At 67.6% G+C, this 15,288-nt stretch carries 11 protein-coding genes; 2 read left to right on the forward strand and 9 right to left on the reverse strand.

Translation table 11 applies throughout. The features are described 5' to 3' along the window. Window positions 1-199 (forward strand): ethanolamine ammonia-lyase subunit EutB (gene eutB, locus OK17_RS00070; protein ID WP_461416320.1); only part of this gene is annotated, 199 nt, incomplete at its 5' end. Continuing rightward, entirely contained in the window at window positions 196-1,008 is an 813-nt protein-coding gene (gene eutC, locus OK17_RS00075) for an ethanolamine ammonia-lyase subunit EutC (protein ID WP_461416321.1), read from the forward strand. The genes eutB and eutC, both read left to right, overlap by 4 nt. A gap of 21 nt (window positions 1,009-1,029) precedes the next feature. Here eutC and OK17_RS00080 read toward each other — a convergent pair whose 3' ends face one another. The 9 genes from OK17_RS00080 to gltB form a co-directional block, all read right to left on the reverse strand. Next, window positions 1,030-1,365 (reverse strand): SHOCT domain-containing protein, encoded by a 336-nt coding sequence (locus tag OK17_RS00080; RefSeq protein WP_005196155.1) that lies wholly within the window; start codon window positions 1,363-1,365, stop codon window positions 1,030-1,032. 13 nt (window positions 1,366-1,378) lie between these two features. After that, window positions 1,379-1,816, reverse strand: a complete 438-nt coding sequence (locus OK17_RS00085; RefSeq protein WP_461416322.1) for a DUF6325 family protein — start codon at window positions 1,814-1,816, stop codon at window positions 1,379-1,381. Beyond that, entirely contained in the window at window positions 1,813-3,651 is a 1,839-nt protein-coding gene (locus OK17_RS00090) for an AMP-dependent synthetase/ligase (protein WP_461416323.1), read from the reverse strand. Before OK17_RS00090 ends, OK17_RS00085 begins: the two co-directional genes overlap by 4 nt. Before the next feature lie 110 nt (window positions 3,652-3,761). Continuing rightward, window positions 3,762-5,744 (reverse strand): ABC transporter ATP-binding protein/permease, encoded by a 1,983-nt coding sequence (locus OK17_RS00095; RefSeq protein WP_461416324.1) that lies wholly within the window; start codon window positions 5,742-5,744, stop codon window positions 3,762-3,764. A gap of 196 nt (window positions 5,745-5,940) precedes the next feature. Beyond that, a complete protein-coding gene (locus OK17_RS00100; RefSeq protein WP_461416325.1) occupies window positions 5,941-6,405 on the reverse strand; it encodes a hypothetical protein in 465 nt (154 codons plus the stop codon). Between the two features lie 10 nt (window positions 6,406-6,415). Next, entirely contained in the window at window positions 6,416-7,294 is an 879-nt protein-coding gene (locus tag OK17_RS00105; RefSeq protein ID WP_232718121.1) for an acyl-CoA thioesterase, read from the reverse strand. 63 nt (window positions 7,295-7,357) lie between these two features. Then, window positions 7,358-8,782, reverse strand: a complete 1,425-nt coding sequence (gene pyk / locus OK17_RS00110) for a pyruvate kinase (RefSeq protein WP_232718122.1) — start codon at window positions 8,780-8,782, stop codon at window positions 7,358-7,360. A 182-nt stretch (window positions 8,783-8,964) separates the two neighbouring features. Then, complete coding sequence (locus OK17_RS00115; protein ID WP_232718123.1) at window positions 8,965-10,470, reverse strand: glutamate synthase subunit beta; 1,506 nt, start codon at window positions 10,468-10,470, stop codon at window positions 8,965-8,967. After that, window positions 10,463-15,034: a glutamate synthase large subunit gene (gene gltB / locus OK17_RS00120; protein ID WP_461416326.1), complete on the reverse strand. Its 4,572-nt coding sequence runs from the start codon at window positions 15,032-15,034 to the stop codon at window positions 10,463-10,465. Before gltB ends, OK17_RS00115 begins: the two co-directional genes overlap by 8 nt. Between the last annotated feature and the right edge of the window lie 254 nt (window positions 15,035-15,288).

Raw genomic sequence — 15,288 nt, forward strand, 5'->3', positions numbered from 1 at the left:
CGGCGCCGACGACGTCATGCTCGGCTACCAGAGCCTGGCCTTCCACGACGCGCTGTACGTCCGACAGGCACTGGGGTTGCGTCCTGCACCGGAGTTCGAGGCGTGGCTCGCCCGACTCGGCATGTCCGACGCCGACGGCCGAATCCTGCCGGTCGATCCGGCCTCCTCGCCGCTGCTGCCCCTGGCGGCCGGCCGATGACCACGCCCGACGAGTCCCAGCGGGCCCCGGCCCCCGGCGACGGTGACGACGTCTGGGCCGCGATGCGGCGGACCACCCGGGCGCGCATCGGTTTGGGTCGCGCCGGGAACTCACTGCCATCGCGTCGGGTGCTGGAGTTCCAGGCAGCGCACGCGGCAGCGCGGGATGCCGTCCACGACCCCCTCGACGCGGAGTCCTTCGCCGAGTCACTCGCCGATCTCGACCTCGGCGATCCGGTCGTCGTGACGAGCCGAGCGTCCGACCGAGGCGAGTATCTGCGTCGCCCGGACCTGGGGCGCATGCCCGAGGATCTGTCCGCCCTCTCCGGAACCGGCGCGGAGATCGGCATCGTCATCGCCGACGGGCTGTCGCCACGCGCGGTCGTCGACCATGCCCACGGCTTGGTGGCCGCCCTCCTCGACGCCTTCGAGGGCCGCTACACCATCGCCCCGCCGGTGATCGCCACCCAGGCGCGCGTGGCGCTCGGCGACCACATCGGTGAAGCGCTCGGCGTTACGACCCTCATCGTGATCATCGGTGAGCGACCGGGACTCTCGGTCGCCGACAGCCTCGGCATCTACCTGACCCACCTGCCCCGTCCCGGGCGCACCGACGCCGATCGCAACTGCATCTCCAACATCCACCCGCCGGACGGACTGAACTATGAGGTCGCCGCACGGGTCACCGCAGCCCTGGTCGACGGCGCGCGCAAGCTCGGCCGGTCGGGAGTTGCCCTGAAGGACACCTCGCGTCAGGCGGCCCTCGAGAACAACGACGACGCAAACGAACTCACCGTCGAGCCATCCTGACCGGACACCCGGTCGGCACCATCACATCCCGAGGATCTTGGCCTTCTGCGCGGCGAACTCGGCTTCGGTGAGAATGCCCTGCTGGTACAGCGCGCCGAGTTCTTTCAGGGCCGTGATCGTGTCCATGCCGCTCGACTGCGCCGGCGGCTGCGGCGGCTGTGGCGGAGGCGGCGATTCCGGGTACGGCGTCGGCGCGTACTGCGGGTCGGGGTACCGCTGAGCGGTCGGGTCCTGCTGGGTGACGGTCCCCTGTTGTGCCCAGCGACTCGCCTGGCGTCGAGACACCCGATTGCTCACCGCCGTGGCGGTTCCGGAGATGACGGCCGTGCGGGCGACCCCGCGGATCAGACCTGGCATGACATCTGTCCCTTCATCCTTCGATCGCGTCGAGCGTCGCGAGCAGCGCATCGACCGGGATCCGGCCCGACGCGACCACTCGTCCGCCGTTGTTGCGCAGGGCGGTGGCGAACGGAGCCGCCCACAAGTTTTCCCACACGAGAATCGCTGCGCTGGAGCCGGGTTCCAGTGCAGCGGCGGCCTCGCCGATGTCCGTGTCGTCGAGGATCGACGTCGCCGCCCCGTCGAAGATCGCGAATTCGGCGCCCAGCTCCCCGATCCCGAGTTCGGCGATGGTGCCGTCGTCCGCCTTGGTCAGGAAGACGATGTCGATGAGTCGCACGATCCCGCGGTCTATCAGGTCCATCAGGTAGGGCAACGCCTCACCCGTCGGCTGGGTCCCCGCCCACTCGACGACGACGTAGTCGACCGGGCCGAGTTCGCGATCCGCCGACTCGTCTCCGGCGGTCATGACCGCAGATCCACGACAGACCCGCTCGGCGCGGACTCGTACAGCGCGCCGATCTCGGCTGCGTACTTGGTCGCGATCGGGTTGCGGCGCAGCTTCATCGTCGGGGTCAGCTCGTCGCCACCCGGGTCCCACGCGGCCGGGACGATGGTGAACCGTTTCACCTGCTCGACCCGGGACAACTTCCCGTTGCCGGTCCGGATCGCCGCGGAGACCTCCTCGACGATCTCGGGATGCGCCGACAGTTCGGCGAGATCGGCGCCGGGCATGCCCAGCTTCTTCGCCCGCGTCGCAACCGCCTCCGGGTCGAGGACCACCAGCGCCGACACATACGGCTTCGCGTCGCCGATGGCCACGACCTGGCTGATCAACGACGACGCGGCCTTCATCGCGTTCTCGATGTTGGTGGGCGACATGTTCTTTCCGGACTCGTTGATGATGAGTTCCTTCTTGCGGTCGACGATCGTGACGTTGCCGTCGTCGTCGATGGTCGCGATGTCGCCGGTGGACAGCCAGCCCTCGGCGTCGATCGTCTCGGCCGTCTTCTCCGGTTGTTTGCGATAACCGCGCATGACCACCGGACCGCGGACGAGCAGCTCCCCGTCGGCGGCGAGCTTGACCTCCATGCCACGCACCGGGGACCCCACGGTGCCGACCCGCAGATTGTCCGGGGTGGTCATCGTCGAGACGCCGGTGGTCTCCGACATCCCCCACACCTCGAGCACGGGAATCCCCAGGCCCAGGAAGAACTTCAGCACCTCCGGCGGGATGGCGGCAGCGCCCGAACCGGCGAACGACACCTCGTCGAGCCCCAGGGCGGCGCGCACCTTGTGCAAGACCAGCTTGTCGGCCAGTCCGTGCTGGACGCCGCCGAGGAGGCCCGTCCCCTTGCCGTCGATGCGAGCCTGCGCGTTGGCCGCACCGACCCCGAAAGCCCAACCGGCGAGAGTCTTCTTGACCGGACTCGACTCCTCGGCGAGTTTGTTCTCGATGCCGGCGCGGATCTTCTGCCACACGCGCGGTACCCCGAAGAAGAACGTCGGGTGCACATCGGGCAGCGCCGCGGCGATCTCCCGCGGATCGGGCACGGTGGTGATCTGGATGCCGCGCACCATGTTCGCCGCATGCGACGACACGCGATCGGCGATGTGCGCGGCCGGGAGATAGGAGATGGCGCGATCGTCGAACCCGACCTCGAGCTTCTCGGCCAGCGCGGCCATCTCCGCGACGATGTTGCGGTGGGTGATCTCGACGCCCTTGGGCGGACCGGTGGTGCCCGACGTGTAGATCAGTGTCGCGAGGTCCTCGGGTTCCACCGCCTGCCACGACGCGGCGAAGTCGAAATCGGCCGGCGGACGGGTGTGTTCGACCTCGTCGAGTGAGATGGTGCCGTCGGCCGCGCCGTCGACGACCACGATGCGTTCGACGCCGGTGTTCGCGGCGGTGATCACCGGCAGGAACACCTGCTCGGTGATCACGACCTTGTTCTCGGCGTTGCCGAACAGGTACTCGATCTGGTCGGGGGCGCTGGTGTTGTAGATCGAGAACGGGACCGCACCGAGGTGGAGCGCCGCGGTGTCGACGAGGTGGAACTCCGGCCGGTTGGTGAGCATGATGCCGACGGTGTCCCCGCGCCCCACGCCAAGGGCAGCGAGACCGCCGGCGATCGCCTCCACACGGGTGGCGTACTGCGACCAGGTGATCTTCTGGACGCCACCGACGGTCCGGATCGCGACGGCGTCCGGACGGACGGTGACGGTCTGCTGGAACGCAGCCGGGAGGGTCGACACGTCGACCCCGGTTTCATGGGGAAAGGTGATCAGGTCTGCTGTGGTCATCTGGGCCCCTACCTGCCAGCGCAATGGTTGTGGTGCGCATCACACTAGCCACTGGCTGCAGGGGCGAGGATCAGATCAGGCAAACGTGTCCGTGATCGACAATCTGCAGGTCAAGACCGTTTGCCAAGCGAAGGACTCGAGTCGATCGGCGACAGCGTCCATGCCCCGTCACCGGTCAGTTCGAGCACTTCGGTGTGGTGCTGATCGGTGGTGCTGCGGTGGCTGACCGACACCAGGATCGTGTCCGGGAGTTCGGTGCGGACCAGTTGGTACAGCGCGTACTCGAGGCCCTCGTCGACCGCCGAGGTCGCCTCGTCCATGAACACCGCCTGCGGCTTCGTCAGCAGGATGCGGGCGAAGGCCACGCGCTGCTGCTCACCTGGTGACAGGACCTTGGCCCAGTCCTCCTCGTCGTACAGGCGTCCGACCAGATGCGGCAGGAAGACCTTCTCCAGAGCCTGCTTGATGGCCTCGTCGCCGACGTCGTCGGGCAGCGCCGGGTAGGCGACTGCTGTGCGGAGGTCACCGAGCGGGATGTAGGGCATCTGGGACAGGAACAAGGTGTGCGCGTCCGGCGGACGGGAGAACTCGCCGTCGATGAACGGCCACAGGCCGGCGAGCCCGCGGAGCAGGGTCGTCTTGCCCGAACCGGACCGGCCCTTGACGACGAGTGCGTCGCCCGGATCGAGGGAGATGTTGAGCGCGCGGATCAGCTCGTCGCCGGTCGGGGTCTTGACGTTGATGTCGGCGAGACGAACGGCCCGGTCGCGATCGACGGTGGTGATCTCGGCCATGGCGCGCGACTTGACGTCGGCATCGGCGAGTCCGTCGAGACGGATGATCGAGGCGCGCAGACCGGTGAAGTCGTCGTACGCGGTCCGGAAGAACGACAACGCGTCGTGCATCTCACCGAAGGCCGACGCCGTCTGCTGCATGTCGCCGAGTTTGATCTGGCCGTCGAAGAACCGTGGGATCTGAACCAGGTACGGAAACACCACCGCGAGCTGGCTGATGCTGAAGTTCCAGCCGACGAAGGCCATCTGGACGTGGATGATCTGCCAGTAGTTCTTGATCACCGCGGCGAAGCGTGACATCAGGCCGTTGTGCTCGACGCGTTCGCCCCGGTAGAACGCGATGTTCTCGGCCCCGTCGCGGACTCGGACGAGGGCGTAGCGGAAGTTCGCGGTGAGGCGTTCCTGCCAGAAGTTGAGTCGGATGAGCGGGCGCCCGATGGCGAACGCCACGACGCTGGTCACGAGCACGTACACCAGGACCAGCCACATCATCATCCGCGGGATCTCGACGCCGAGGAGCGTCACCGGCCCGGACAGGTCCCACAGGATCTTCGAGAACGACACGATCGAGGCGACCGCGGTCAGCACGCCGTTGGTCGACGAACCACCGCCACCCCAGAGCAGCGACGATCCGACCGAGGCGACGTTGGTGATGTCGGCCTGGATGCGCTGGTCGGGGTTGTCCACACCGGGATGGATGTCGGTCGGTTTCTGCGATGGCTCCGACGTTCGACGGAACCACTTCCGGCGCATGAGACCCGAGCTGAGGTCGACGAAACGATTGCGGTAGAAGGCCCGCCCGTTCATCCAGTCCGCGGCGGCACCGCCGGTCATCCAGCGGCGGAGGTTGATCTCGAACGCGGCGCCGACGTAGATCTCGATCATCGTCCGCACGACGTGGAGCGTCGCGAGGATTCCGAACACGGCCATCGAATGCCAGAAGGCGTCCTTGCCCAGCTGCAGCATCTCGGCGCCCTGGGGGCCGCCGGCTCCCAGTCCCTCGGCCGCGGTCTGGAGACCGGTGAACAGGTCGTTGCTGAAGTAGGAGAACAGCACGGTGATCCGCACACCGAGCAGTGCGAGCACCGTGAGCAGGGCGGCCAGTCCCCAGGCCTTGAGCCGGGTGCCCGGTTCGGTGAAAAACCCACCGATCACGCGCCACAGGGGCCGGCCCCATCGGCTGAAGCGTGCGAGCAGGAACCCGATGACGAGCATCGCGACCGCGGAGATCCCGAACGCGATGGCCAGCCACTTCAGGCTGGCCCAGACCTCGTTACCCCAGTCGATGCTGTACTCCACGCATGCTCCTACGCCTCGGATGCCGCAGCCGGAAACCGGGCGACATCGCGCCCGGCCGACTACGGCTCGTCGAAAACGACATCGACACAACGGGTCCGGGCCCTACATTGATCGGGCGAAGTTTAACCCGGGGTTCACCGCCTGTCCGGACAACCGCCACCCATGTCGAGCCGAGATCGACGGAGTTCCGGTGACTTCAGCCGAGCGGCCGGAGTACCGCACCCTTTTGGAGGGCAGCCGTCGACACCGGTTGCGAGAAGTTCGCGCCCACACGGACGATGTAGCCGGCGTCGGTGTATTCCACCCCGTCGGCCTCGAACGTCAGCCGGCAGCCCGTGTCACTGCGAAGGAACCCGGTCAGCGAGGTCTTCGCCACCTCGCCGCCCGCAGCGTCGTAGATGAACACCGGTGCCCCACGGGCGATCTGTCCGCCGCCGGGCTGTGAGGCGAGCTCCGTCGCACAGTCGGCGACGACGCCGCCCTTCGCGGTGAAGGTGGGGGTGCGGAGTACACCCAGCAGCAGTGCGCCGATCGCGACGGCCGCGAAGAGCACCATCGCGATCGCCGTACCCACGATGACCGGCACCCGGGTCTTGCGCTGCCAGGTGCGGCGCGGCAGCGGAGGGCCCGGGTCGAGCCACATCTCCTGGCCGGTGGTCATTTCCGGTGCTTCACTTCTTCGGCGGGAAATACTTGATCAGTGCCTCTTGGACCACCGAGGTCGCGAGCGTGCCGTCGCGCTTCCAGAATCGTCCCGATCCCATGCCGCGCGAACCGGTCGCCACCGGCGAACGCGTCGCGTACAGCAGCCAGTCGTCGAAGCGGAACTCGCGGTGGAACCACATCGAGTGGTTGACGGTCGCCGCGAACAACCGGTCGATGCCCCACGACAATCCATGGGTCGTGATGATGGAGTCGAGCACCGTGGTGTCCGAGGCGTAACACATTGCGGCGACGTGCATCACGGGATCGTCGGGCATCACGCCGTCGGCCTTCATCCACACCCGGTTATCGGTGAGCTTGCGCCCTGCCTCCTTCGCCTTCCAGCTCGGATCGTTGGCGAAGCGGATGTCGACCGGGTGAAGAGCATTGACGAAGGTCGCGATGCGGTCCTCGTAACCCTTGAAATGCTCACCGAGAGGGGGCAACTCCTCCGGGTAGGGCACCTGTGGGATCTCGACGGCGTGCTCGAGCCCGGCGGTGTTGTCCTGGAAGGCCACCAGCATCGTGAAGATCTCTTCGCCGTCCTGCTTGGCGGTGACCTGCCGGTTGGCGAACGACTTGCCGTCGCGGAACCGGTCGACGTGGTACTCCATCGGCTTGGTGACGTCGCCGCCGCGGATGAAGTGCGCGTGCAGAGCGTGGATCGGCGGGTTGCCGCGGGTGAGGCTGCGTGAAGCGGCCACCACGCCCTGCCCGAGGAGCTGCCCGCCGAAGGTGCGAGCGGTGACCTGCTCCGGGTGGTGCCCGATGAACACGTCCTCGTCGCGACGTTCGACGTCGAGCAGTGCCAGCAGCTTGCCGAGATCCCCGGTCTGTTCCACGGTCATGGCCTTCACCCTAGTGACAGACCGGGGCCCACCGCCTCAGTGGTCTCCTTCAACGCCCCGGCGTCAGTGGTCCTGCTCGCCGATGCGGTGCACGTGGATCATGTTGGTCGAGCCGACGGTGCCGGGCGGGGCACCGGCCACGATGACCACCACGTCGCCCTCGGACAGACGGCCGATGCGCAGCAGCTGATGGTCGACCTGATCGATCATGTGATCGGTGGTGTCGACGTGGTCGACGATGAAGGTCTCCGTGCCCCAGCTCAGGGCCAGCTGACTACGCACCTCCTGCGTCGGTGTGAAGGCCAGCAACGGCAGGCGCGAGTGCAGGCGGGCGAGGCGTCGGACGGTGTCGCCGGACTGGGTGAACGCGACGAGAGCCTTCACCTCGAGACGCTCACCGATGTCGCGGGCGGCGTAGGAGATGACGCCGCGCTTGGTGCGGGGCACATGCGAGAGCGGCGGCACGTCGCGCGGGCCGGTCTCGACGGCCCGACAGATGCGGTCCATCGTGCGGACGGTCTCGAGCGGGTACTTGCCCACCGACGTCTCGCCGGACAGCATGACCGCGTCCGCGCCGTCGAGCACCGCGTTCGCGACGTCGGAGGCCTCGGCGCGGGTGGGGCGCGAGTTCTCGATCATCGAGTCGAGCATCTGGGTCGCGACGATCACCGGCTTGGCGTTCTCGCGGGCCATCTGGATGGCCCGCTTCTGGACCAGCGGCACCTCCTCGAGCGGCAGCTCGACACCCAGATCGCCGCGGGCGACCATGATCGCGTCGAACGCCAGGACGATCGCCTCGAGGTTTTCGATGGCCTCCGGCTTCTCCAGCTTCGCGATGACCGGCACCCGGCGACCCACGCGGTCCATGACCTCGTGGACGAGTTCGATGTCGGACGGGCTGCGCACGAACGACAGGGCCACCAGGTCGACGCCCAGGCCGAGTGCGAATTCGAGGTCGGCGACGTCCTTCTCCGACATCGCCGGCACCGAGACGCTCATACCCGGCAGCGACAGACCCTTGTTGTTGCTGACCGGACCGCCCTCGGTGACGGTGCAGACCACGTCGTTGCCGTCGATCGAGGCGACCGTGAGCCCGACCTTGCCGTCGTCAACGAGGAGTCGGTCGCCGGGGCTCGCGTCCTCGGACAGGTGCTTGTACGTGGTGGAGACGCGGTCGTGGGTGCCCTCGACATCGTCGACGGTGATCCGGACCTCCTCCCCCGTCTCCCAGACGGTGGCGCCGTCGCAGCCGTCGAATCGGCCCAGCCGGATCTTGGGGCCCTGCAGGTCGGCGAGGATGCCGACGGCCTTCTCCGCAGCATCGGAGGCCTTGCGGACGCGCGCGTAGACGGCAGCATGGTCCTCATGCTTGCCGTGGCTGAAGTTCATCCGGGCCACATCCATACCGCTGGCGACGAGTTCCTTGAGCTTTTCGTCGCTGGAAGTGGCCGGACCCATGGTGCAGACAATCTTGGTTCGCCGAGTCACAACCTCACCTTAGTCCCGTCGGAGAAGCATCTCCACGCGCCGCCGAAGTCGTCACCCAGGGGCCATGTGGTGTTGTCGCTGGTGACAGCCCGCTACTTTCCGGTACGGATTTCGCGTCACACGGGCAGCCCGCGCGTGTTCCCCGTGCTCGCCGGCCCAGGGATCCGCGACCCGCGCGACCGTCAGCGCACGGACAGTGGCAGTGCTGCCGGACGAACCGGTGACGGGAGGTCGGATTCGCCGACGAGGAACTCGTCGACGGCCCGGGCCGCCGACCTGCCCTCGGCGATCGCCCACACCACCAGCGACGCGCCACGGTGGGCGTCACCGCACACGAAAACGCCGGGAGCGTCGGTCTGCCAATCACTTCCGCAGGAGATGGCCCCACGCCTGTTGGGTTCGATCTCCAGACCCGACAGCAGCTCGCCACGCTCGACACCGGCGAAGCCGATCGCGAAAAGTGCCAGCTCACAGGGGATCTCGAATTCCTCCCCGATGGGTTTGATCTCGCGTCGGCCGTCGGCGTCGCGCTGCACCTCGACCTCGGCGAGCACCATGGTGGTGACGTTGCCATCGTCGTCTCCGACGAAACGCTGTACCGCGACCTGATGCATGCGCTCGCCGCCCTCGGCATGGGCGCTCGAGGTCCGCATGACCAGCGGCCAGGTCGGCCACGGGGACCGTTCGTCGTCGCGTTCACCGGGCAGTTCCGGGTTGTAGTCGAGCTGCACCACCGACGCCGCACCCTGCCGGTGGGCGGTGCCCAGGCAGTCCGCGCCGGTGTCGCCGCCGCCGATGATCACGACATGCTTGCCTGCCGCGGTGATCGGCGACGGGCCGTCGCCCTCGCATTCGCGGTTCGCGGGTACGAGATGTTCCATCGCCAGATGGACACCGTTGAGCTCGCGGCCGGGCACCGGGTTGTCGCGGGCCTCCATCGCGCCGATGGCCAGGACGACGGCGTCGTGGCGGGCCTTGAGGTCCTCGACCGACAGTTCGGTTCCGACGTCGCAGTTGGTGACGAATTCCGTTCCCTCGGCGCGCATCTGGGCGATGCGTCGGTCGATGTCGGACTTCTGCAGCTTGTACTCCGGGATGCCGTAGCGCAGCAGCCCGCCGAGCCGGTCGTCCCGCTCGTAGACGGTCACGTCATGGCCTGCGCGCGTGAGCTGTTGCGCCGCAGCGAGTCCCGCCGGACCGGAACCGACCACGCCCACCGACTTGCCGGTCTTGGACTCCGGCGGCTCGGGGCCGATGACGCCCTCGGCCCACGACTCGTAGGCGATCGTCTTCTCGATGCGCTTGATGGTGACGCTGCCACCGGTCGCGCGCTCGGAGATCGACAGGACGCAGGCGGCCTCGCACGGCGCCGGGCACACCATCCCGGTGAACTCGGGGAAGTTGTTGGTCGCGTGCAGCCTGCTGCTCGCCGCGTCCCACCGGCCGCGGCGGACCAGGTCGTTCCATTCCGGGATCAGGTTGCCCAGCGGGCAACCCGCGGTTCCGGAGTGACAGAACGGGATACCGCAGTCCATACATCGGCGCGCCTGGGTGCTGACCTCCGCGAGCACCTTCGTCGGGTCGTCGGCGTGCACGTAGACGTCGTCCCAGTCCTGGACGCGCTCGACGACCGGTCGGTACTTCGCTTCTTTCTTCGGGACCTCCAGGAACCCGCGCGGATCAGCCACGTGCCGCCTCCATGATCGCTGAATCGACGTCGCGTCCCTCGGCCTCGGCCATCCGGGCCGCGTCGAGAACACGCTTGTAATCGGTCGGCATGACCTTCGTGAACGCCAGGCAGCGTCGGGGCCAGTCCGCGAGGATCGACGCACCGATCGCCGAGCCGGTCAGTTCGGTGTGCTTGGTGATGGTCTCCTTGAGCCAGGCGAGGTCGTCGGGGTCGGGGCGCATGAGCTTGACCATCGCCATGTTGACCTTGTCGGGGTCGAGGTCGTGCACGAAGGCGATGCCACCCGACATCCCGGCCGCGAGATTGCGCCCCGTCGGACCGAGGACCACCACACGCCCGCCGGTCATGTATTCGCAGGCATGGTCGCCCACACCCTCGACGACCGCTGTCGCACCCGAATTGCGCACCGAGAAGCGCTCGCCGACGCGGCCGCGGAGGAACACCTCACCCGACGTCGCGCCGTAGAGGATGGTGTTGCCCGCGATGACCTGGTCCTCGGCGACGAACCAGGAGTCGGGATGCGGGGCCACGACGATCTTGCCGCCGCACAGCCCCTTGCCGACGTAGTCGTTCGTGTCGCCGCTGAGTTCGATCGTCACCCCCGGCGGGAGGAACGCGCCGAGCGACTGCCCGGCCGAACCCTCCAGCTTCACCACGATCGTGTCCTCGGCCAGGCCCTCGGCACCATAGCGACGGGTGACCTCGGCGCCGAGCAACGTCCCGACGGTCCGGTTGACGTTGCGCACCGGCAGTTCGAGCGTCACCGGGTGGGCGTCCTCCAAGGCCCCCTCGGCGAGTTGGATGAGCGTCTGGTCGAGCGCACGATCGAGGGCGTGATACTGCTCCCGCACCCGCCGGGAAGGACACTTTCCCTCAACTTTCCGGAAGATCGGCGTCAGATCCAGGCCCTTCGACTTCCAATGCGCGACAGCGGAATCGGTGTGGAGTCGCTGCGACTGCCCGATCGCCTCGTCGAGGGTGCGGTAGCCCAGCTGCGCCAGATACTTCCGCACGTCCTCGGCGATGAACCGGAAGAAGTTGACCAGGTGGTCGACCTGGCCGGTGAAACGCGAACGCAGCAGCGGGTTCTGGGTCGCCACACCGACCGGGCAGGTGTCGAGGTGACACACGCGCATCATGATGCAACCCGCCACGATGAGCGGTGCGGTGGAGAAGCCGTACTCCTCGGCGCCGAGGAGGGCGGCCATGATGACGTCGCGGCCGGTGCGCAGCGCACCGTCGCACTGCACGGTGATGCGGTCGCGCAGACCGTTGAGCATGAGCGTCTGCTGGGCGTCGGCCAGGCCGATCTCCCACGGCGTGCCCGCGTGCTTCAGCGAGGTCAACGGCGACGCACCGGTTCCGCCGTCGTGGCCGGAGATCAGCACGACGTCGGCATGCGCCTTGGAGACGCCGGTCGCGACTGTGCCCACGCCGACCGCGCTGACCAGCTTGACGTGGATGCGCGCCTGCGAGTTGGCGTTCTTCAGGTCGTGGATCAGCTGCGCGAGGTCCTCGATCGAGTAGATGTCGTGGTGCGGAGGCGGCGAGATCAGCGCGACACCGGGCGTCGAGTGCCGGGTCTTGGCGATCCACGGGTACACCTTGTACGCCGGAAGCTGGCCGCCCTCACCGGGTTTCGCACCCTGCGCCATCTTGATCTGGATGTCGGTGGCGTTGATCAGGTAGTCGCTGGTGACACCGAACCGTCCGGACGCGACCTGCTTGACCGCGCTGCGTCGTTCCGGGTCGTAGAGGCGGTCGACGTCCTCGCCGCCCTCCCCCGAGTTCGACCGCCCGCCGATCTTGTTCATCGCCATCGCGATCGTCTCGTGCGCCTCGGCGGAGATCGAGCCGTAGCTCATGGCGCCGGTGTTGAAGCGCTTCATGATCTCCTCGACCGGTTCCACCTCCTCGATCGGGATCGGTTCGCGCGCATCGAGATCGAACTCGAACAGGCCGCGGAGCGTGCCACCCTTGCGCGACAGCCGGTTGACCTCGTCGGAGTACTTCTGGAAGATCTCGGCCTGCCCGGTCTTGGTGGCGTGCTGCAGCAGGAACACGGTCTCCGGGGTGAAGAGATGCAGCTCGCCTTCCCGGCGGTACTGGTATTCGCCACCCGAGTCCAGACGCCGGTAGACCTGCTCGGTCGGGTTCTCCGGGAACGCCCGATGATGCCGGATGCGTACTTCCTCGGCGAGCTCGTCGAGACCGACGCCCTCGATGCGCGACACCGTGCGGGTGAAGTATTCGCGCACGACCTCCGACGACAGACCCACGGCCTCGAAAGCCTGTGCGGCGGTGTAGGAGCTGATGGTCGAGATCCCCATCTTGCTCATCACCTTCAGCACCCCCTTGCCGAGTGCCTCGAGATAGTTGCGGATGGCCTTCGACGGGGTGACGCCGATCAGCTCGCCCTCCGCGATGAGGTCCTCGATCGTCTCGAGCGCCAGGTACGGATTGACCGCGGCCGCACCGAAACCGATGAGCGTGGCGATGTGGTGGACCTCGCGGGCGTCGCCGGATTCGACGACCAGCGCGACACGGGTGCGTTCCTTGGTGCGCACCAGATGATGGTGGACGGCCGAGATGGCCAGCAACGACGGGATCGGTGCGTGATCCTTGTCGGTCAGACGGTCGGAGATGACGAGGGTGGTGTGTCCCTCGGCGATCGCCTGGCTCGCCCGCCGGCGCAGGTCCTCGAGGGCGGCCCGAAGGCCTTCTCCCCCTTCGTCGACCTCGTACAGCGCGCGCAGCACCTTGGCCGACAGGCCCGGGTGGTCACCGTCGTCGTTGATGTGGACCAGCTTGGCGAGGTCGGCGTTGTCGAGAACCGGCCAGTGCAGCATGATCTGACGGCACGACGCGGCGGTGGGGTCGAGCAGGTTCTGCTCAGGACCCATCACACGCCCCATCGAGGTGACGATCTCCTCGCGGATCGCATCCAGCGGCGGGTTGGTGACCTGTGCGAACAGCTCGACGAAGTAGTCGTACAGCAGCCGGGAACGCCGCGACAGCACGGCGATGGGGGTGTCGGTACCCATCGAGCCGAGGGGCTCGTATCCCGACGCCGCCATCGGCGTGAGCAACACTCGGAGATCCTCTTCGGTGTACCCGAACGAAAGCTGGCGGCGGACCACGGTGTCGTGGTTGGGTTGGAAGACTGGGCGTTCGGGCAGCGTGGCGATGTCGAGGAGGCCGGCGTGCAGCCACTCGTCGTACGCCTCGGCGTTCATCAGCTCGCCCTTGATCTCCTCGTCGGGGATGATCCGGCCCTGGGCGGTGTCGATGAGGAACATGCGGCCCGGTTCGAGGCGGCCCTTGCTGATGACGTCGTCGACCGGGACGTCGAGGACCCCCGCCTCGGAGGCGAGGATGATGCGGCCGTCGCGGGTCTGCCACCAGCGGCCGGGACGCAGGCCGTTGCGGTCGAGGACCGCGCCGACGACGGTGCCGTCGGTGAAGGTGACGCACGCCGGACCGTCCCACGCCTCCATCAGCGACGCGTTGAACTGCAGGAACGCGCGGCGCTTCGGGTCCATGTCGGGGACGTTCTCCCACGCCTCGGGGACCATCATCATCACCGCATGCGGCACGCTCCGACCACCGAGGTGCAGCAACTCGAGTACCTCGTCGAGCGACGCCGAGTCCGACGCCTCGGGAGTGCAGATCGGGAAGGCGCGCTTGAGGTCGCCGGGGATGAGATCGGTCTCGAGCAGGGCCTCGCGGGCGCGCATGCGGTTGCGGTTGCCGCGCACCGTGTTGATCTCGCCGTTGTGGGCGACGAACCGGAACGGGTGCGCGAGCGGCCACGACGGGAACGTGTTGGTCGAGAACCGCGAGTGGACGATCGCTATTGCGCTCTCACACCGGTCGTCGCGCAGGTCCGCGTAGTACAGCGGCAGCTGCATCGTGGTGAGCATGCCCTTGTAGACAATGGTGCGGCTCGACAGCGACGGGAAGTAGACGCCGGTGCCCGCCTCCTCGATCTCCGGGGTGACGCGCTCGGCCTGCTTGCGGAACGGGTAGATGAAGCGGTCAAGGGCGACGCCACCGATGCGCTCGGCACCCGGCTCGGGGTCGACGGTGACGAACAGCTGCATCATGTACGGCATACAGGCGACGGCGGTACCACCGATGTCGGCGTGCTCGTGGTCGACCGGGACGTCGCGCCAGCCGAGGATCGTGATGCCCTCGTCGGCGGCGAGCGCCTCCACCCGCGCAATCGCCTGCCGCCGCAGTTCCTCGTCCATCGGCAGGAAGCAGGTACCCGCGGCGTAGGTGTGGGAACCGTCGGCGGCCGGCTCCGGGAGTTCGAAGTCGACGGTCGCACGCAGCAATTCGTCGGGCAGCTGGATCAAGATGCCTGCGCCGTCACCGCTGTTGGTCTCGGCGCCGGCAGCCCCGCGGTGTTCCAGATTCTCCAGCGCCAGCAGGCCGTCGGCGACGATCGAATGCGAACGACGGCCGTGGATGTCCGTCACCATCGCGACGCCACACGAGTCGACCTCGGCCTCCGGGTCGTACAGGCCCTGCTTGGCCGGGAGCGCAGAAAACAGCATCACTACCTCCACTCGATCCGGAACGGATCGCTGCTGAGTGTCCACTGGGACAGCACTGGCCCGAGGAGTATTGCGCGGCGAGCGAATGACCGTGCCGAGATCGGTACCGGGCTGAGTCGAAACCGTCGCGACCCGAGGGTCGAGGCGATCGGTACCGGGCGGTCGGAGATCGCGCGTCGTGAAATTCGATCGTATCCGAACACCACGGCAGACGCGTGTGCTCGACGGCTGTGATACTCGCGACCGGGAGCCAG

Source organism: Gordonia sp. GN26 (assembly GCF_054823965.1).

Excerpts from the sequence above, each read along its gene's own strand:
- OK17_RS00090 (WP_461416323.1), bottom strand. The coding sequence starts at position 3,651 with ATGACCACAGCAGACCTGATCACCTTTCCCCATGAAACCGGGGTCGAC.
- eutC (WP_461416321.1), top strand. The coding sequence starts at position 196 with ATGACCACGCCCGACGAGTCCCAGCGGGCCCCGGCCCCCGGCGACGGT.
- OK17_RS00085 (WP_461416322.1), bottom strand. The coding sequence starts at position 1,816 with ATGACCGCCGGAGACGAGTCGGCGGATCGCGAACTCGGCCCGGTCGAC.
- gltB (WP_461416326.1), bottom strand. The coding sequence starts at position 15,034 with ATGCTGTTTTCTGCGCTCCCGGCCAAGCAGGGCCTGTACGACCCGGAG.
- OK17_RS00080 (WP_005196155.1), bottom strand. The coding sequence starts at position 1,365 with ATGCCAGGTCTGATCCGCGGGGTCGCCCGCACGGCCGTCATCTCCGGA.
- OK17_RS00100 (WP_461416325.1), bottom strand. The coding sequence starts at position 6,405 with ATGACCACCGGCCAGGAGATGTGGCTCGACCCGGGCCCTCCGCTGCCG.
- OK17_RS00105 (WP_232718121.1), bottom strand. The coding sequence starts at position 7,294 with ATGACCGTGGAACAGACCGGGGATCTCGGCAAGCTGCTGGCACTGCTC.